Source organism: Streptomyces sp. NPDC096205 (assembly GCF_044763135.1).
Lineage (GTDB): Bacteria > Actinomycetota > Actinomycetes > Streptomycetales > Streptomycetaceae > Streptomyces.
Window position 1 is genome coordinate 304,051 of sequence record NZ_JBIWFS010000003.1, and the last position, 19,664, is coordinate 323,714.

At 72.9% G+C, this 19,664-nt stretch carries 3 protein-coding genes; all 3 read left to right on the forward strand.

What is annotated here, in order from left to right; translation table 11 throughout:
* Window positions 1–10 precede the first annotated feature (10 nt).
* From ACIQ6Y_RS13780 to ACIQ6Y_RS13790, 3 genes are read left to right on the forward strand one after another with little or no spacing between them, the layout of a single operon-like run.
* Window positions 11–10,447, forward strand: coding sequence for an SDR family NAD(P)-dependent oxidoreductase (locus ACIQ6Y_RS13780; RefSeq protein WP_404038317.1), 10,437 nt, complete (start codon window positions 11–13; stop codon window positions 10,445–10,447).
* Window positions 10,444–18,720 (forward strand): SDR family NAD(P)-dependent oxidoreductase, encoded by an 8,277-nt coding sequence (locus ACIQ6Y_RS13785; RefSeq protein WP_404038320.1) that lies wholly within the window; start codon window positions 10,444–10,446, stop codon window positions 18,718–18,720. The genes ACIQ6Y_RS13780 and ACIQ6Y_RS13785 overlap by 4 nt, the downstream gene beginning before the upstream one ends.
* Window positions 18,717–19,484, forward strand: coding sequence for a thioesterase II family protein (locus ACIQ6Y_RS13790; RefSeq protein ID WP_404037082.1), 768 nt, complete (start codon window positions 18,717–18,719; stop codon window positions 19,482–19,484). Before ACIQ6Y_RS13785 ends, ACIQ6Y_RS13790 begins: the two co-directional genes overlap by 4 nt.
* The last annotated feature ends 180 nt before the right edge of the window (window positions 19,485–19,664 follow it).

Here is a 19,664-nt window from a genome sequence, read left to right on the forward strand (position 1 = left end):
CCGCGACTATCTGAAGCGTGCGACAGCCGATCTGCGGCAGGCGCGGCAGCAGCTGAGCGATCTCGAGGCACGGGCCCGTGAGCCCATCGCCGTCGTGGGGATGGGCTGCCGGTTCCCGGGCGGGGTGTCCTCCCCGGAGGACCTGTGGCGGGTGGTGTCCGAGGGCGTGGACGCGATCGGCGAGTTCCCGGCCGACCGCGGCTGGGACGCGGAGGGCCTGTACGACCCGGACCCCGACGCGGTGGGCAAGTCCTACTCCACCCAGGGCGGTTTCCTCTACGACGCCGCCGACTTCGACGCCGAGTTCTTCGGGATCTCCCCGCGCGAGGCGCTGGCCGTCGACCCGCAGCAGCGCCTGCTGCTGGAGACGGCCTGGGAGGCGCTGGAGCGGGCCGGCATCGACCCGACGACCCTGAGGGGCAGCCGCACCGGCGTCTTCTCCGGGGTCATGTACCAGGACTACTGGGGCCGCTTCCAGATGGCCCCCGAGGAGTTCGAGGGCCACCTCCTCACCGGCAGCATCGGCAGCGTGGCCTCCGGCCGTATCGCCTACACGCTCGGCCTGGAGGGCCCCGCGGTCAGCGTCGACACCGCCTGCTCCTCCTCGCTGGTCGCCATCCACATGGCCGCCCAGTCCCTGCGGCAGGGCGAGTGCACGCTGGCCCTGGCCGGCGGCGTGACCGTCATGGCGACGCCCGAGCTGTTCGTCGAGTTCAGCCGGCAGCGGGCCATGTCCCCCGACGGCCGCTGCAAGGCCTTCTCCGCCGACGCCAACGGCGCCGGCTGGTCCGAGGGCGCGGGCCTGCTGGTCCTGGAGCGGCTCTCGGACGCCCGGCGCAACGGACACCCGGTACTGGCCGTGCTGCGGGGCAGCGCGGTCAACCAGGACGGCGCGAGCAGCGGCCTGACCGCACCGAACGGTCCTTCGCAGCAGCGGGTGATCCGGCAGGCGCTGGCTTCGGCGGGGCTCACGGCCGCCGATGTGGACGCGGTGGAGGCGCATGGGACGGGTACCTCGCTGGGGGACCCGATCGAGGCGCAGGCCATCCTCGCCACGTACGGGCAGGACCGTGAAGGGCCGCTGTTCCTGGGCTCTCTGAAGTCGAACATCGGGCATGCGCAGGCGGCTGCCGGTGTCGGTGGCGTCATCAAGATGGTCATGGCGATGCGGCATGGTGTGCTGCCGCAGACCCTGCACGTCACCGAGCCGTCCCCGCACGTCGACTGGTCGGCGGGGGCCGTGGAATTGCTGACCGAGCAGCGTGAATGGTCCGCGAAGGACGGGCGTCCGCGCCGGGCCGGTGTGTCGTCCTTCGGCATCAGCGGCACCAACGCCCACGTGGTGCTGGAGGAGGCCGAGCCCGAGCCCGTGGAGGCACCCGCGCCGGTCGCGGGCGTCGTGCCCTGGGTGGTGTCCGCCCGCAGCGCGGAGGCATTGGCGGGGCAGACCGAGAAGCTGGCCGCGTTCGCGGCCGGGACCGACACCGGGATCGGGGAGATCGGCGCGGCCCTGCTGAAGCAGCGGGCGGTGTTCGGCCACCGGGCCGTCGTGCTGGGCGAGACCCGGGACGAGCTGGTTGCGGGGCTGTCGTCTGTGGTCGGCGGTCGGGTCACGCCGGGTGGTGTCGGTGTGCTGTTCACGGGGCAGGGGGCTCAGCGGCTGGGGATGGGCCGGGAGTTGTACGAGGCCTTCCCTGTGTTTGCCGAGGCTTTTGATGCGGTGGCGGGTGAGCTGGAGCTTCCGCTGCGGGACGTTGTCTGGGGCGAAGACGCTGGGCAGTTGAACCGGACGGGGTTCACGCAGCCTGCGCTGTTCGCTGTCGAGGTGGCGCTGTTCCGGCTTGCCGAGCACTTCGGCGTCAAGCCGTCGGTGGTGGGCGGTCACTCGGTCGGTGAGATCGCTGCGGCGCATGTTGCCGGGGTGTTCTCGCTCCAGGATGCGGCTCGGCTGATCGCTGCTCGGGGCCGGCTGATGCAGGCGTTGCCTGCGGGTGGGGCGATGGTCGCGCTCCAGGCCACCGAGGAGGAAGTACGTCCGCTGCTCACCGACGGGGTCGGTGTCGCTGCCGTCAACGGCCCCCGCTCGGTCGTGATCTCCGGCGTGGAAGCCGAAGTCCTGGCCGTGCAGGCGCACTTCGCGGACCGTAAGACGACCCGGCTCAAGGTCAGCCACGCCTTCCACTCCCCGCTGATGGAGCCGATGCTGGACGACTTCCGCAAGGTCGTCGCATCGATCTCGTACGAGGCGGCGAAGATCCCGGTGGTCTCCAATGTCACCGGTCGTCTCGCCGAGCCGGGCCTGCTCCAGGACCCCGAGTACTGGGTCCGTCACGTCCGCGAAGCGGTGCGCTTCACCGACGGTGTCGAGACCATGCGGGCCGAGGGGGTCGTGACCCTCCTGGAGCTGGGCCCCGACGGTGTCCTCACCGCTCTCGCGCAGCAGACCCTCGCGGGCGACGAGTCGGTCGCCGCGATCGCCACGCAGCGCCGGGACCGGCCCGAGGTGCGGGCCTTCCTCGACGGGCTGGCCGCCGCGTACACGAGGGGCGTCACCGTCGACTGGGCCCCGCTGCTGCCGGAGCCGAGCAGGCACGTCGAGCTGCCCACCTACGCCTTCCAGCACAGCCGTTACTGGCTGGACGCGGTGGCCGACCTGGGTGACGTCACCTCTGTGGGCCTCGGTGCGCTGGGGCATCCGCTGCTCGGTGCGGGTGTGTCCCTGGCGGGGCGCGACGGGTGGGTGATGACCGGGCGGCTGTCCATGGCAGGCCAGCCCTGGCTCAGGGACCACGCCGTGGCCGGTACGGTCCTGCTGCCCGGCACGGCCTATGTCGACCTGGCGCTGCGGGCGGCCGACGAGGTGGGTCTGGACCGGGTGGAGACGCTCACCCTGGAGGCGCCGCTCGTCCTGCCGGAGCAGGGCGCCGCGCAGATCCAGGTGGTGGTCGGAGAGCTCGACGCCGAGGGCCGCCGCAGCCTGGAGATCCACTCGCGGCCGGACGACGACGCTCCCTGGCGGCGGCACGCCCAGGGCACGCTGTCCGGTGCGGTGGGCGCGGCCGGCGGGTTCGGTGAGGTGTGGCCGCCGGAGGGTGCCGAGGCGCTGGACGTCTCGTCGTTCTACGAGGAGGCCGCCGGGCGCGGCTACGGCTACGGCCCGGTCTTCCAGGGCCTGCGGGCCGTGTGGCGGCGCGGCGACGAGGTGTTCGCCGAGGTCGCTCTCGCCCCCGAACACGCGGGTGAGGCCGACCGGTTCGGCATCCACCCCGCCCTGCTCGACTCCGCGCTGCACACCGTCCTCGCGGTGGACGGCCTGGAGCCGCTGCGGCTGCCGTTCGCCTGGGAGGGCGTAGAGCTGCACGCGCAGGGTGCCACCGAGCTGCGGGTCCGGCTGACCCGGGCCAGTGCGGAGACCTGGGAGGTCCAGGTCGCCGACACCGCCGGTGGCCCGGTGGCGTCCGCCGACGCGCTGACCGTGGTGGCCGTGCCCGAGGGCCGCTCGCTCCTCGGGGCGGCGGAGTCCGCGCCGGTCTTCCGGCTGGAGTGGGTGCCCGCCCCGTCGGGCGAGAGCGCCGGAGGTCACACGGTCTTTGTCGTGCCTTCGGGTTCGGGTGAGGTCCCCGAGCTGGTGCGCGAGCAGCTCTTCGCGGTGCTGGAGCAGGTGCAGGAACTGCCCGAGGGGGAGCGGCTGGTCGTCGTCACCCGGGGCGCGGTCTCGGTGGACGGCGTCGAGTCGCCTGACGTGGCGGCCGCCGCGGTGTGGGGTCTGGTGCGTTCGGCGCAGGCCGAGTATCCGGGGCGGTTCGTCCTGGTGGACGCCGACCCTGCGGTGGACGGGCTGCCCGACCTGGACCTCGGCACCGACGCCGAGCAGGTGGCGGTGCGCGACGGCATCGCCTATGTGCCCCGGCTGGCCCGCCAGGAGACCTCCGGCGAGCCGGTGTCCCTCGACCCGGCGGGCACGGTCCTGGTGACCGGCGCGACCGGTGCGCTGGGCCGGGTCGTGGCACGGCATCTGGTCACCGACCATGGCGTACGGCATCTGCTGCTGGTGTCCCGGCGCGGGGCGCAGGCTGCCGGTGCCAGTGAGCTGGAGGCGGAGCTGGCGGGACTCGGTGCGGAGGTCACGCTTGCGGCCTGTGACATCGCGGACCGGGCTGCTCTCGCCGAGCTGCTGAGCCAGGTCCCCGCGGAGCACCCCCTGACGGGCGTGATCCATGCGGCCGGTGTCCTGGACGACGGTGTGCTGTCGGCCCTGTCGCCGGAGCGGTTCGAGACGGTGCTGCGGCCCAAGGTCGACGCCGCCTGGAACCTGCACGAGCTGACCACCGACCTGGACCTGTCGGCGTTCGTGCTGTTCTCGTCGGTGGCCGGAGTCGTCGGCACCGGCGGCCAGGCCAATTACGCCGCCGCCAACGTCTTCCTCGACGCCCTGGCCCAGCACCGCCGTACGGCAGGCCTCGCCGCCGTGTCCGTCGCCTGGGGTCTGTGGGGCGAGGCGGACGGCATGACGCAGGACCTCGGGGACGCGGACCGGGTGCGGCTGTCGCGCTCGGGCATCGCCCCGATGAACAACGCCGAGGCCCTCGCCCTCCTCGACTCCGCCCTCGGCTCGCCGGACGGCGCCGTGGTGGCGGCGAAGTGGGACATGCCCGCGCTGCGTGCGCAGGCCGGCGCCGGGACGCTGCCGGAGGTGTTCCGCAAGCTGGTCCGGGTGCGTCGGGCCGCTGCGGCGGGCCGGGGCGAGTCGGGCCTGGTGGAGCGGCTGGCGCGGCTGGCACCGGCCGAGCGGCGGCAGGCCGTCCTCGGCCTGGTGACCGGGCAGGTCGCCGGGGTCCTCGGGCACACGAACGGTGACGCCGTACGCCCCGAGCGGGCCTTCAGCGAACTCGGCTTCGACTCCCTGCTCGCCGTGGAGCTGCGCAACCGGCTCAAGGCCGAGACCGGTCTGCTGCTCCCGACCACGCTGGTCTTCGACTACCCGACGCCGGCGGAGCTCGCCGACCACATCGGTGCCGAACTCCTCGGCGAGGAGCAGGCTTCGACGGCCGAGCAGGACCTGCCGACCGCTGTGGTCGACGACGACCCGATCGTGATCGTGGGCATGGGCTGCCGGTTCCCGGGCGGGGTGTCCTCGCCGGAGGACCTGTGGCGGCTGGTGTCCGAGGGCGTCGACGCCATCGGCGACTTTCCGACCGACCGCGGCTGGGACCTGGAGCACCTCTATGACCCCGACCCGGACGCCCCGGGCCGTACCCATGTGGCGGAGGCCGGTTTCCTGCGGGACGCGGCGGAGTTCGACGCCGGGTTCTTCGGGATCTCCCCGCGCGAGGCGCTCACCATCGACCCGCAGCAGCGCCTGCTGCTGGAGACGGCCTGGGAGGCGCTGGAGCGGGCGGGCATCGACCCGACGAGCCTTCGCGGCAGCCGTACGGGCGTCTACACCGGCGTCATGTACCAGGACTACAGCATGCGCCACGGCGCCAAGTTCCCCGAGGACTTCGAGGGGCACCTGGGCCTGGGCAGCGCGGGCAGTGTGGCCTCGGGCCGTATCTCCTACACGCTCGGCCTGGAGGGACCCGCGGTCAGCGTCGACACGGCCTGCTCGTCGTCCCTCGTGTCGATCCACATGGCCGCGCAGGCGCTGCGGAGCGGTGAGTGCGACCTGGCTCTGGCCGGCGGTGTGACCGTCATGGCCACTCCCTCGACGTTCATCGAGTTCAGCAGGCAGCGCGCGCTGTCGCCGACCGGCCGCTCCCGGGCGTTCTCGGCCGAGGCCGACGGCACGGGCTGGGCGGAGGGCGCGGGCCTGGTCGCGCTGGAGCGGCTGTCGGACGCGCGGCGCAACGGGCACCGGGTGCTGGCCGTCGTACGCGGCAGCGCGGTGAACCAGGACGGCGCCAGCAACGGTCTGACCGCGCCGAACGGTCCTTCGCAGCAGCGGGTGATCCGGCAGGCGCTGGCTTCGGCGGGGCTGTCGCCTGCTGATGTGGACGCGGTGGAGGCGCATGGGACGGGTACCTCGCTCGGGGACCCGATCGAGGCGCAGGCACTGATCGCGACCTACGGACAGAACCGCGAAGAGCCCCTGTTCCTGGGCTCGTTGAAGTCCAACATCGGACACGCCCAGGCCGCTGCGGGTGTCGGCGGTGTCATCAAGATGGTCATGGCGATGCGCAATGGTGTCCTGCCGCAGACCCTGCACGTCACCGAGCCGTCCCCGCACGTGGACTGGTCGGCCGGTGCTGTCGAGCTGTTGACCGAGCAGCGGGAATGGTCCGCGCGAGACGGGCGTCCGCGCCGGGCCGGTGTGTCGTCGTTCGGCATCAGCGGCACCAACGCCCACGTCATCCTCGAAGAGCCCGAGCCGCAGCCCGAGCCGATGCGTACTCCTTCCGCCGGCGGTCTCGTCCCGTGGGTGATCTCCGCCCGCAGTGCGGAGGCGCTGGCGGGTCAGGCAGCGAAGCTGACCGCCGTCGACGGGGACGTACGAGAGATCGGCGCGGCCCTGCTCAACCAGCGGGCGGAGTTCGACCACCGCGCGGTCGTCCTCGGTGAGACGCGGGACGAACTCCTCGCTGCTCTTGAGGCGTTGAGCGCCGGGGAGGCGTCCGCGGACGTCGTGACGGGAACAGCCGACCAGGCCGGCAAGACCGTGTTCGTCTTCCCCGGTCAGGGTTCGCAGTGGGTCGGCATGGCCACGCAGCTCGCCGAGGAGTCGCCGGTGTTCGCCGAGCGGCTGGCCGAGTGTGCCGCGGCGATCGAGGCGCACGTCGACTGGTCGGTCGAGGCGGCGCTGCGCGGCGGTGAGGGCGCGCCGTCGCTGGAGCGCATCGAGGTCGTCCAGCCCGTGCTGTTCGCCGTGATGGTGTCGCTGGCCGCGCTGTGGCGGTCGTACGGGGTCGAGCCGGACGCCGTGATCGGGCACTCGCAGGGCGAGATCGCGGCCGCGTGTGTGGCCGGTGCGCTGACGCTGGAGGACGCCGCGCGGGTGATCGTGGTGCGTTCGCGGATGTTCGCCGAGCACCTGGACGGCCGTGGGGCCGTGGTGGCGGTGGGGCTGTCCGCGGACGAGGCCGGGCCGTGGCTGGAGCCGTTCGAGGGCCGGCTGTCGCTCGCCGGGCTCAACGGTCCCGCGGCGGTCACCGTGGCCGGTGACGCGGACGCGGCCGAGGAGTTCGTGGCGGCGCTGACCGCCGCGGAGGTCCGGGTCAGGGTGGTCGCCTCGGTGGCCTCGCACTCGCCGCAACTGGAGGGAGTGCGCGACGAGTTGACCGAGAGCGTGCGCTTCGTGCGGTCGCGCCCGGGGACGGTCCCGCTGTACTCCACCACCACGTGCGAGATCCTCGACGGCTCCGAGATCGACGCCGAGTACATCTACGAGAACTGCCGTCGCCCGGTCCTCTTCGAGCCGGTCGTGCGCAAGCTGCTCGACGACGGCTTCACCGCGTTCGTCGAGTGCAGCCCGCACGCCGTGCTGGCCGCGGGCGTCACGGAGACGGCGGAGGCGGCGGGCGCCCGTGCGGTGGCCGTCCCGTCCCTGCGCCGCGACGAGGGCGGTCTGCGCCGCTTCGCCGGCTCGCTGGCGCAGGCGTACACCGTCGGCGTCCCCGTGGACTGGTCCCCGCTGCTCCCGGCCGGGACCGGGCACGTCGAGCTGCCCACGTACGCCTTCCAGCACAGCCGTTACTGGCTGGACATGGTGGCGGGCGGCGGTGACGTGGCCTCCGTCGGCCTGGACGCGGTCGGCCACGGGCTGCTGGGTGCCGCGGTGCCGCTGGCGGAGGGCGACGGTGTCGTCCTGACGGGACGGCTGTCGCTGTCGGCGCTGCCGTGGCTGGCGGACCACGCGGTGTTCGGCACGGTCCTGCTGCCGGGCACGGCGTTCGTCGAGATGGCGCTGCGCGCCGCGGACGAGGTCGGGCTCGACCGGGTGCAGGACCTGACGCTGGAGGCACCGCTGGCGCTGTCCGCGGGCGGCGCGGTGCAGGTGCAGGTGGTGGTCGGCGCGCCCGACGAGGCGGGCCGGCGCGCGGTGGGCGTGCACTCCCGCCCGGAGGGCGACGGCGGCACCTGGCAGCGGCACGCGCAGGGCACGCTGTCCGGCGCACAGGGCACGGCCGCGGAGTTCGCCGGGGCATGGCCGCCGGTGGGCGCCCAGGCGCTGGACGTGACGTCGTTCTACGAGGAAGCCGACGCCCGCGGCTACGGCTACGGCCCGGTCTTCCAGGGCCTGCGGGCCGTGTGGCGGCGCGGCAACGAGGTGTTCGCCGAGGTCGCCCTCGCCGACGGGCACGCCGGTGACGCGGACGCGTTCGGCATCCACCCCGCCCTGCTCGACTCGGCGCTGCACGCGGTGCTGGCCGCCGGGGGCGTGGAGACGATGCGGCTGCCCTTCGCCTGGGAGGGCGTCGAACTGCACGCCACGGCCGCCTCGACCCTGCGCGTCCACATCGGCGACCTGCACACCGACACCATGAAGGTCCGCGGCTACGACGCCACCGGGGCCCCGGTGGTGAGCGTCGGCTCGCTGACGGCCCGCGCGGTCACCGAGCAGCAACTGCGGGCGGCCGTGGGCGCGGCGGCCCAGCTGCCGGTGTTCGGCGTCGAGTGGTCCGAGGCGCCCGCACCGACCGAGAACCCGGTGACGAAGGCGGCCCTGCTGTCCTCGGGCGCCGAGCGCCTGACGGCGTCCGGGATCGAGTTCACCGCGCTCTCCGAGGGACAGATCCCCTCCGACGTCCTGCTGCTCGTCGAGGGCCGCCAGGACGGCGGCGACCTGCCCGCGCGGGTGCGGGAGCCGCTGTTCGAGGTGCTGGCCCGGGTGCAGGAGTGGCTGGCGGACGAGCGCAGCGCTCAGTCCCGGCTGGTCGTCGTCACCCGCGGCGCCGTCGCCGTGGGCGAGGAGGAGACCCCGGACCTGACGGCCGCGGCCGTATGGGGTCTGCTGCGCACGGCCCAGACGGAGAACCCCGGCCGGCTGGCCGTCGTCGACCTCGACGACCGCCCCTCGTCCGTGGCCCTGCTGGGCTCGGTCCTGGCGGGCGGCGCCGGCCAGGTCGCGGTCCGCGGCGGTACGGCGTACGTGCCGCGCCTGGCGCGCCAGGAGACGCCGTCCGGCGAGCCGGTGGTCTTCGACCCGGCCGGTACGGTCCTGCTGACCGGCGCGATGGGCGCCCTGGGCCGGGTCGTGGCGCGGCATCTGGTCGTCGAGCACGGCGTACGGCATCTGCTGCTGGTGTCCCGGCGCGGGGCGCAGGCGGCGGGCGCCGCTGAACTCGAGGCGGAGCTGGCGGGACTCGGTGCGGAGGTCACGCTGGCGGCCTGTGACATCGCGGACCGGGCTGCTCTTGCCGAGCTGCTGGCGTCGGTGTCGCCGGAGCACCCGCTGACGGGCGTGATCCATGCGGCCGGTGTCCTGGACGACGGTGTGCTCTCGGCCCTGTCGCCGGAGCGGTTCGAGACGGTGCTGCGGCCCAAGGTCGACGCCGCCTGGAACCTGCACGAGCTGACCGCGGACCTGGACCTGTCGGCGTTCGTCCTGTTCTCCTCCATGGCCGGCGTGCTCGGTGCCGGAGGCCAGGCCAACTACGCCGCCGCCAACGTGTTCCTGGACGCGCTCGCCGAGCAGCGCCGGGCGTCCGGACTGCCCGCCGCCTCCCTGGCCTGGGGCCTGTGGAGCGAGACCAGCGACATGACCGGGCAGATGGAGGCGGCCGACCTCTCCCGTATCGCACGCCTCGGTATCGCCCCGCTGTCCAACACCGAAGGCGCCGCCCTGCTCGACGCGGCCCTCGCGACCGGGCGGACCACCTCGGTCGTGGCCAAGTTCGACATGACGGGCCTGCGTGGCCAGGCCCAGGCCGGCACCCTGCCGGAGATGCTGAGCGGCCTGGTGCGCGCCCGCCGTACCGCGACCGCGGCCGTCGGCGAGGCCGGACTGGCCGAACGCCTGGCCCGGGTGCCCGCGGCGGAACGCGCCCAGCTGGTCCTCGACCTGGTCGCGGGCCATGTCGCGGCCGTCCTCGGCCACGCCTCCGCCGACACGGTCGCCCCCGCGCGCAGCTTCAAGGAGATCGGCTTCGACTCCCTCATCGCGGTCGAGCTGCGCAACCGGCTCAACGCGGCGACCGGCCTGACCCTGCCGACCACCCTGGTCTTCGACTATCCGACCCCGGAGGCCGTCGCCCAGTACGTGCTCGAACAGGCCGAGCCCGCCGGTGAGCCGGTGCCGGACGACATGGACGAGGCCGAGGTGCGGGCGCTCCTCACCAGCATCCCGCTGGCGACGCTTCGCGCGTCGGGCCTGATGGCGGACCTCGTCGCCCTCGCCCAGCCGGCCCACGGCGCATCCGAGGCGGACGCCGGGCCCACGGCCGAGGAGGCGATCGACGACATGGACGCCGACAGCCTCATCGCCCTGGCCCTCGGCAAGACCTCCTCCTGACCACCGAGACACGACAGCGAGCCTGGAGAACGGACATGGCAACATCCAACGAGCAACTTCTCGAAGCGCTCCGTGCCTCGGTCAAGGAGTCCGAGCGGCTGCGCCGGCTCAACGAGGAACTGGAGGCCGCCGCAGGGGAGCCGATCGCCATCGTCGGCATGGCGTGCCGCTTCCCCGGCGGGGTGTCCTCCCCGGAGGACCTGTGGCGGCTGGTCGCCGACGGCGTCGACGCCATCGGTGACTTCCCGGCCGACCGCGGCTGGGACGCGGAGGGCCTGTACGACCCGGACCCCGACGCGGTGGGCAAGTCCTACTCCACCCAGGGCGGCTTCCTCTACGACGCCGCCGACTTCGACCCGGCCTTCTTCGGCATCTCCCCGCGCGAGGCGCTGGCCGTCGACCCGCAGCAGCGCCTGCTGCTGGAGACGGCCTGGGAGGCGCTGGAGCGGGCGGGCATCGACCCGACGAGCCTGCGCGGCAGCCGTACGGGCGTCTACACGGGCGTCATGTACAACGACTACGCGACCCGCTTCCCGCACCCGCCGGAGGAGTTCGAGGCGTACTTCGGCATCGGCAGCGCGGGCAGCGTGGCCTCCGGCCGTGTCGCCTACACCCTGGGCCTGGAGGGCCCCGCGGTGAGCGTCGACACCGCCTGCTCCTCGTCCCTGGTCGCCATCCACCTCGCCGCGCAGGCCCTGCGCAAGGACGAGTGCTCACTGGCCCTGGCCGGCGGCGTGACCGTGATGGCCACGCCGGAGCTGTTCGTGGAGTTCAGCCGGCAGCGCGCGATGTCCCCCGACGGTCGCTGCAAGGCCTTCTCCGCAGATGCCGACGGCGCCGGCTGGTCCGAGGGCCTGGGACTCCTGCTCCTGGAGCGGCTGTCGGACGCCCGGCGCAACGGCCACCGCGTGTTGGCGGTGCTGCGGGGCAGCGCGGTGAACCAGGACGGCGCGAGCAATGGTCTGACGGCGCCGAACGGTCCTTCGCAGCAGCGGGTGATCCGGCAGGCACTGGCTTCGGCCGGGCTGTCCCCTGCTGACGTGGACGCGGTGGAGGCGCATGGGACGGGTACCTCGCTCGGGGACCCGATCGAGGCGCAGGCGCTGATCGCGACGTACGGGCAGGACCGTGAACAGCCTCTGCTTCTGGGCTCGTTGAAGTCCAACATCGGACACGCTCAGGCGGCTGCGGGTGTCGGTGGCGTGATCAAGATGGTCATGGCGATGCGGAATGGTGTGCTGCCGCAGACCCTGCACGTGACCGAGCCGTCCCCGCACGTGGACTGGTCGGCGGGGGCCGTGGAGCTGCTGACGGAGTCCCGTGAGTGGCGGGTGCAGGACGGGCGTCCGCGCCGGGCCGGCGTGTCGTCCTTCGGGATCAGCGGCACCAACGCCCACGTCATCCTCGAAGAGGGCGAGCCGGAGCCCGAGACCCAGTCCGCTCCCTCCGCCGGGGGGCTCGTGCCGTGGGTGATCTCCGCCCGCAGCGCGGGTGCCCTCGCGGGCCAGGCCGAGAAGCTGGCCGCTGTGGAGGGGGACATACGTGACATAGGCGCGGCCCTGCTGAAGCAGCGGGCCGGGTTCGATCAGCGGGCTGTGGTACTGGGTGAGTCTCGGGATGAACTTGTTGCTGGGCTGGCCTCTGTGGCTGACGGCCGCCTGCCTGCTGGTGGTGTGGTGCCTGGCGGAGTAGGCCTGCTTTTCACGGGTCAGGGGGCTCAGCGGCTGGGGATGGGCCGGGAGTTGTACGAGGCCTTCCCTGCCTTTGCCGAGGCCTTTGACGCGGTGGCGGGTGAGCTTGAGCTTCCGCTGCGGGAGGTCGTCTGGGGCGAAGACGCTGAGCGGCTGAACCAGACGGGGTTCACGCAGCCTGCGCTGTTCGCTGTCGAGGTGGCGCTGTTCCGGCTGGCCGAGCACTTCGGCGTCAAGCCGTCGGTGGTGGGCGGTCACTCGGTGGGTGAGATCGCTGCCGCGCATGTGGCCGGGGTGTTTTCCCTCCAGGATGCGGCTCGGTTGATCGCTGCCCGGGGCCGGCTGATGCAGGCCTTGCCTGCGGGTGGGGCGATGGTCGCGCTTCAGGCGACCGAGGACGAGGTGCGTCCGCTGCTGACGGACGGGGTCGGTATCGCCGCCGTCAACGGGCCGCGCTCGGTGGTGATCTCCGGCGTGGAGGCCGAAGTGCTGGCCGTGCAGGCGCACTTCGCGGACCGTAAGACGACCCGGCTCAAGGTCAGCCACGCCTTCCACTCGCCGCTGATGGAGCCGATGCTGGACGACTTCCGCAAGGTCGCGGCGTCCATCTCGTACGAGGCGGCGAAGATCCCGGTGGTCTCCAACGTCACCGGCCGTCTCGCCGAGCCGGGCCTGCTCCAGGACCCCGAGTACTGGGTCCGCCACGTCCGCGAAGCGGTCCGTTTCGCCGACGGCGTCGACGCCATGCGCGGCGCGGGTGCGGTGACGCTGCTGGAGCTGGGGCCGGACGGGATTCTGACGGCGCTGGCGCAGGAGACCCTCGCGGGGGACGAGACGGTGGCGGCGATCGCCGTCCAGCGCCGGGACCGGCCCGAGGCCCGGACCTTCCTCACCGCACTGGCCACTGCATACGCGCGCGGTGTCGCGGTGGACTGGGCTCCGCTGCTGCCCGCCGAGGCACGCCATGTCGATCTGCCCACCTACGCGTTCGACCGCGAGCGCTACTGGCTCGACGTACCGGACGCCCCGGGCGACGCGGTGGCGCTGGGGCTGGGGGCCGTGGAACATCCGCTGCTGGGTGCGGCGGTGCCGCTGGCGGAGGGCGACGGGGTCGTCCTGACCGGTCGGCTCTCCCTGGCCACGCATCCGTGGCTGGCGGACCATGCGGTCTTCGACACCGTGCTCGTGCCCGGTACGGCGTTCGTCGAGGTGGCGCTGCGGGCGGCCGACGAGGTCGGCCTGGACCGGGTCGAGGAACTGGCCCTGGAAGCGCCGCTCATGCTGCCCGAGCAGGGTGCCGTGCAGGTGCAGGTGGTGGTCGGCGGGGCCGACGAGGCGGGCCGGCACCGGCTGGACATCCACGCCCGTCCGGATGTGCCGGGTGCACCCTGGCAGCGGCACGCCCACGGGACGCTGACCGCTGCGGACGACGTGCCCTCGGAGCTGGCCGTGTGGCCGCCGGCCGACGTCGAGGCGCTGGACGTCTCGTCGTTCTACGAGGAGGCCGCCGGGCGCGGTTACGGCTACGGCCCGGCCTTCCAGGGCCTGCGGGCCGTGTGGCGGCGGGGCGGCGAGGTGTTCGCCGAGGTCGCCCTCCCGGCCGAACCGGCCGGAGACGCGGACGCGTTCGGCATCCACCCCGCCCTGCTCGACTCGGTGCTGCACGCCGTGATCGCCGCCGACGGCACGGACACCATGCGGCTGCCCTTCGCCTGGGAGGGCGTCGAACTCCACGCCACGGCCGCCACCGGCCTCCGTGTCCACCTCAGCGGCACGGACACCGACTCCGTGCGGCTGACGGCGTACGACGACAGCGGCCGGCCCGTGCTCGCCGCCCGGTCCGTCGCGGCCCGCCAGGTGAGCGAGGAGCAACTGCGCCAGGCGGTGGGCGCGAGCAGCGCCCTGCCTCTCCTCGGCGTGGAGTGGGTGCCCGCGCCGTCGGGCGAGAGCACCGCAGAGCACACGGTCTTTGTCGTGCCTTCGGGTTCGGGTGAGGTCCCTGAGCTGGTGCGGGAGCAGCTCTTCGCGGTGCTGGAGCGGGTGCGGGAGCTGCCCGAGGGGGAGCGGCTGGTCGTCGTGACCCGGGGCGCGGTGCAGGTGCAGGGTGAAGGTGCGCCGGACGTCGCGGCCGCTGCCGTCTGGGGTCTGGTGCGTTCGGCGCAGGCCGAGTATCCGGGGCGGTTCGTCCTGGTGGACGCCGACCCTGCGGTGGACGGGCTCCCCGACCTGGGGCCGGTGTCGAGCCTCGGTGTGGATCAGCTGGCGGTGCGCGGCGGCGTCGCCTACACGCCACGTCTGGTGCGTCAGACGCAGCCCGAAGCGCAAGGCACCTTCGCTCCGGCGGGCACGGTCCTGGTGACCGGCGCGACCGGCGCGCTGGGCCGGGTCGTGGCGCGGCATCTGGTCGTCGAGCACGGCGTACGGCATCTGCTGCTGGTGTCCCGGCGCGGGGCGCAGGCGGCGGGCGCCGCTGAACTCGAGGCGGAGCTGGCGGGACTCGGTGCGGAGGTCACGCTGGCGGCCTGTGACATCGCGGACCGGGCGGCGCTCGCCGAGCTGCTGGAGCAGGTCCCTGCGGAGCACCCGCTGACGGGTGTGGTCCACGCCGCCGGTGTCCTGGACGACGGTGTGCTGGCCGCGCTGTCGCCGGAGCGGTTCGAGACGGTGCTGCGGCCGAAGGTCGACGCCGCCTGGAACCTGCACGAGCTGACCGCGGACCTGGACCTGGCGGCGTTCGTGCTGTTCTCGTCGGTGGCCGGAGTCGTCGGCACCGGCGGCCAGGCCAACTACGCCGCCGCCAACGTGTTCCTGGACGCCCTGGCCGAGCAGCGCCGGGCCGCCGGGCTGCCTGCCGTCTCCCTGGCCTGGGGTCTGTGGGGCGAGGCGGACGGCATGACCCATGACCTCGGGGAGGCCGACCGGGTGCGGCTGTCCCGCTCGGGCATCGCCCCGATGTCGAACGCCGAGGCCCTCAGCCTCTTCGACGCGGGTCTCCGTTCCGAGCGCGGTGCGGTCGTCGCCGTGAAGCTGGACGAGCCGGCGCTGAAGGCACGGGCCCGAGCGGGCACGCTGCCGGAGATCCTCCAGGGCCTGGTCCGGGTGCGTCGGGCCGCTGCGGCGGGCCGGGGCGAGTCGGGCCTGGTGGAGCGGCTGGCGCGGCTGGCGCCGGCCGAGCGGCAGCAGGCCGTCCTCGATCTGGTGACCGGGCAGGTCGCCGACGTCCTCGGACACGCGGGCGGCGACGCGATCCGCCCCGAGCGGGCCTTCAGCGAACTCGGCTTCGACTCGCTGACCGCCGTCGAACTGCGCAACCGCCTGAACGCGGTGACGGGCCTCTCCCTGCCCACGACCCTCGTCTTCGACTACCCGAACGCCGCCGACCTGGCCGCGTTCATGGCCGGCGAGCTGGTCGGCGTACAAGCGGCCGTGCGAGTGGAGGACCTGCCGACCGCTGTGGTCGACGACGACCCGATCGTGATCGTGGGCATGGGCTGCCGGTTCCCGGGCGGGGTGTCCTCGCCGGAGGACCTGTGGCGGCTGGTGTCCGAGGGCGCCGACGCCATCGGCGACTTCCCGGCCGACCGCGGCTGGGACACCGACGCCCTCTACGACCCCGACCCCGCAAAGCCGGGCACGAGCTACCTCCTTCAGGGCGGGTTCCTGGACAGTGCCGCCGAATTCGACGCGGCGTTCTTCGGGATCTCCCCGCGCGAGGCGCTGGCCGTCGACCCGCAGCAGCGGCTCCTGCTGGAGACGGCCTGGGAGGCGCTGGAGCGGGCGGGTATCGACCCGACGAGCCTGCGGGGCAGCCGTACGGGCGTCTACACCGGCGTCATGTACCAGGACTACGCGACCCGGTTCGAGTCGGCGCCGGAGGAGTTCGAGGGCTACCTGGGCATCGGCAGCGCGGGCAGCGTGGCCTCCGGGCGCATCTCGTACACGCTCGGCCTCGAAGGCCCTGCCGTCAGCGTCGACACGGCCTGCTCGTCGTCCCTCGTGTCCCTCCACATGGCCGCGCAGGCCCTCCGGCACGGCGAGTGCGACCTCGCCCTCGCCGGCGGCGTGACCGTCATGGCCACCCCCAACGCCTTCGTGGAGTTCAGCCGCCAGCGCGGCCTCGCCCCCGACGGCCGCTCGAAGGCGTTCTCCGCGGACGCGGACGGGGTTGTGTGGGCGGAGGGCGCGGGTCTGGTCGCGCTGGAGCGGCTGTCGGACGCGCGGCGCAACGGGCATCCGGTGGTGGCCGTCGTCCGGGGCACCGCGGTGAACCAGGACGGCGCCAGCAACGGTCTGACGGCGCCGAACGGTCCCTCGCAGCAGCGGGTGATCCGGCAGGCACTGGCCTCAGCCGGGCTGTCGCCTGCTGACGTGGACGCGGTGGAGGCGCATGGGACGGGTACCTCGCTGGGGGACCCGATCGAGGCGCAGGCCATCCTCGCCACGTACGGGCAGGACCGTGAAGGGCCGCTGTGGCTCGGGTCGTTGAAGTCCAACATCGGGCATGCGCAGGCGGCTGCCGGTGTCGGTGGCGTGATCAAGATGGTGATGGCGATGCGGCATGGTGTGCTGCCGCAGACCCTGCACGTCACCGAGCCGTCCCCGCACGTCGACTGGTCGGCAGGGGCCGTGGAACTGCTGACCGAGCAGCGTGAATGGGCCTCGCGAGACGGGCGTCCGCGCCGGGCCGGTGTGTCGTCCTTCGGCATCAGCGGCACCAACGCCCACGTCATCCTCGAAGAGCCCGAGCCGCAGCCCGAGCCGATGCGTACTCCTTCCGCCGGCGGTCTCGTCCCGTGGGTGATCTCCGCCCGCAGTGCGGAGGCGCTGGCCGGTCAGGCAGCGAAGCTGGCCTCTGTGGAGGGCGACGTACGGGACATCGGTGCGGCCCTGCTGGGGCAGCGGACGCTGTTCGACCATCGGGCAGTTGTCCTCGGCGAGACCCGGGAGGAGCTCGTCGCCGGGCTGTCGTCTGTGGTCGGCGGCCGGGTGGTGCCGGGTGGGCTGGGTGTGCTTTTCACGGGTCAGGGGGCTCAGCGGCTCGGGATGGGGCGCGAGCTGTACGACGCCTTCCCCGTGTTCGCCGAGGCCTTTGACGCGGTGGCTGCTGAGCTGGAGCTTCCGCTGCGAGACGTTGTCTGGGGTGAAGACCCGGAGCAGCTGAACCAGACGGCTTTCACGCAGCCTGCGCTGTTCGCTGTTGAGGTGGCGTTGTTCCGGCTGGCCGAGCACTTCGGCGTGAAGCCGTCGGTGGTCGGTGGCCACTCGGTGGGTGAGATCGCTGCCGCGCATGTGGCCGGGGTCTTCTCCCTCCAGGATGCTGTCCGGTTGATCGCTGCTCGCGGTCGGCTGATGCAGGCGTTGCCTGCGGGTGGGGCGATGGTCGCGCTTCAGGCGACCGAGGACGAGGTGCGTCCGCTGCTGACGGACGGCGTCGGTATCGCTGCCGTCAACGGCCCCCGCTCGGTGGTGATCTCCGGCGCTGAAGCTGAAGTCCTCACGATCCAGGCGCACTTCCAGGACCGTAAGACGACCCGTCTCAAGGTCAGCCACGCCTTCCACTCCCCGCTCATGGAGCCGATGCTGGACGACTTCCGCAAGGTCGCGGCGTCCATCTCGTACCAGCCGCCGACTATCCCGGTGGTCTCCAACGTCACCGGCCGTCTCGCCGAGCCGGGCCTGCTCCAGGACCCCGAGTACTGGGTCCGCCACGTCCGCGAAGCAGTCCGTTTCGCCGACGGCGTCGACGCCATGCGGGCCGAAGGCGTGACCACGCTGCTGGAGCTCGGCCCCGACGGCATCCTCACCGCCCTTGCCCGCGAGTCCCTCACCGGCGACGACACCGTCACTGCGATCGCCACGCAGCGCCGGGACCGGCCCGAGGCCCGGACGTTCCTCAAGGGGCTGGGCAGCGCCTACACCCGGGGCGTCACCGTCGACTGGGCCCCGCTGCTGCCCGAGCCGACCAGGCACGTCGAGCTGCCCACCTACGCCTTCCAGCACAGCCGCTACTGGCTCCGCTCCAAGCCCGGCACCCCCCTCACCGGGGCCGCGCGAGGCAGTGTCGAGGGGCGTTTCTGGGGGGCCGTGGAGGCGGAGGACGCGGATGCGCTGGCCGAGTTGATCGGCGGGGTGCAGGACGGGCTGCCGATGGACGAGCGGGACGCGCTGTCCCGGGCCCTGCCGTTGCTGGCGAAGTGGCGGCTGCAGTTGCTGGAGGAGGCGGCGGCCGGGGACGAGACGCCGGCCCAGGAAACCGCGGGGGCTCCCCTGCTGCTGCCGGACCGGCTGGCGGGGCTGCCGGAGGCCGAGCGTATGGGCCTGGTGCTGGAGGTCGTACGGCAGGAGGCCGCCAAGGCGCTGGGGCATGCGGCGGGTACCGACATCGGGCCGGACGACGATTTCCTGGATCTCGGGTTCACTTCTTTGGCAGCGGTGGAATTCGGGAATTCCTTGCGGACGGCCACAGAACTCGACATCGCGCTGGGTATCGTCTACGACTGCCCCACGCCCAGGCTTCTCGCGGAGTACGTGATGAGTGAACTGTCGAACTCGGGAGACCTCTCTTGCACGGACGTTTCATGACCGACGAAAGCCCGTGGCTGCGGCGATTTCATCCGGTGGCCGGCACAGATCAAGTCGTCGTTTTCTTTCCGCACGCGGGAGGTTCGGCGAGCTTCTTCCATCCGCACACGGTGGATCTGGCGCCCTATGTGGATACGCTGACGATTCAGTATCCGGGGCGGCAGGAGCGCTATCGGGAATCCCTTGTCGCCGACATCGGTGAACTGGCCGAGCTGATCTACGCGGAGGTGGCGCCGGCCGGCTCGGAGCAGCGGCTCGTGTTCTTCGGGCACAGCATGGGCGCGGCACTGGCCTTCGAGGTGGCTCTCCGCATGGAGGAGCGGCTGGGCCGGGGGCCCGAGCGGCTCTTCCTGTCCGGGCGGCGGGCGCCGTCCAGCGAGCGCAGGCCCGAGACGGTCCATCTCATGGGTGACGACGGGCTGATCGCGGAGATGCTGAACAACGGTGTGACGGACCGGCGGCTGCTGACCGACCCGGACACGCTGCGGATGATCCTCCCGGTGGTCCGCAACGACTACCGGGCGATCGAGACCTACCGGCCCGATCCGGCGGCGCGGGTGGCCTGTCCGGTCACGGCGCTGGTCGGGGAGGGCGACCCGAAGTGCACGGTGGAGGAGGCCGCCGCCTGGGCGGAGCACACCTCCGGCGACTTCGACCTGGAGGTCTTCGCCGAGGGCGCCCACTTCTTCCTCGTGCCGCACCGGCAGGACGTGACCGGGGTGGTGCGGGAGCGGCTGGCGAGGGTGCCGGCCGAGATGCGCTGAGCGGCATCGCAGTGCCGTGATCCTCGTGGCCGGAGCGGACTGTCCGTTCCGGCCACGGGTGTCCGGTGGGCGGGGTGCGCGGGTGGCCGGATATGTACGGGCTCCGGCGGATGGGGCGGTGGGCGGTGTTTTGATCACGGCCCGAGCCGCTTCCTGCGCGAAAGGCGGGAATCCCATGAG

What these genes read in the sequence shown, in the direction of transcription:
- ACIQ6Y_RS13790 (WP_404037082.1), top strand. Translation starts at nt 18,717, where the DNA reads ATGACCGACGAAAGCCCGTGGCTGCGGCGATTTCATCCGGTGGCCGGC.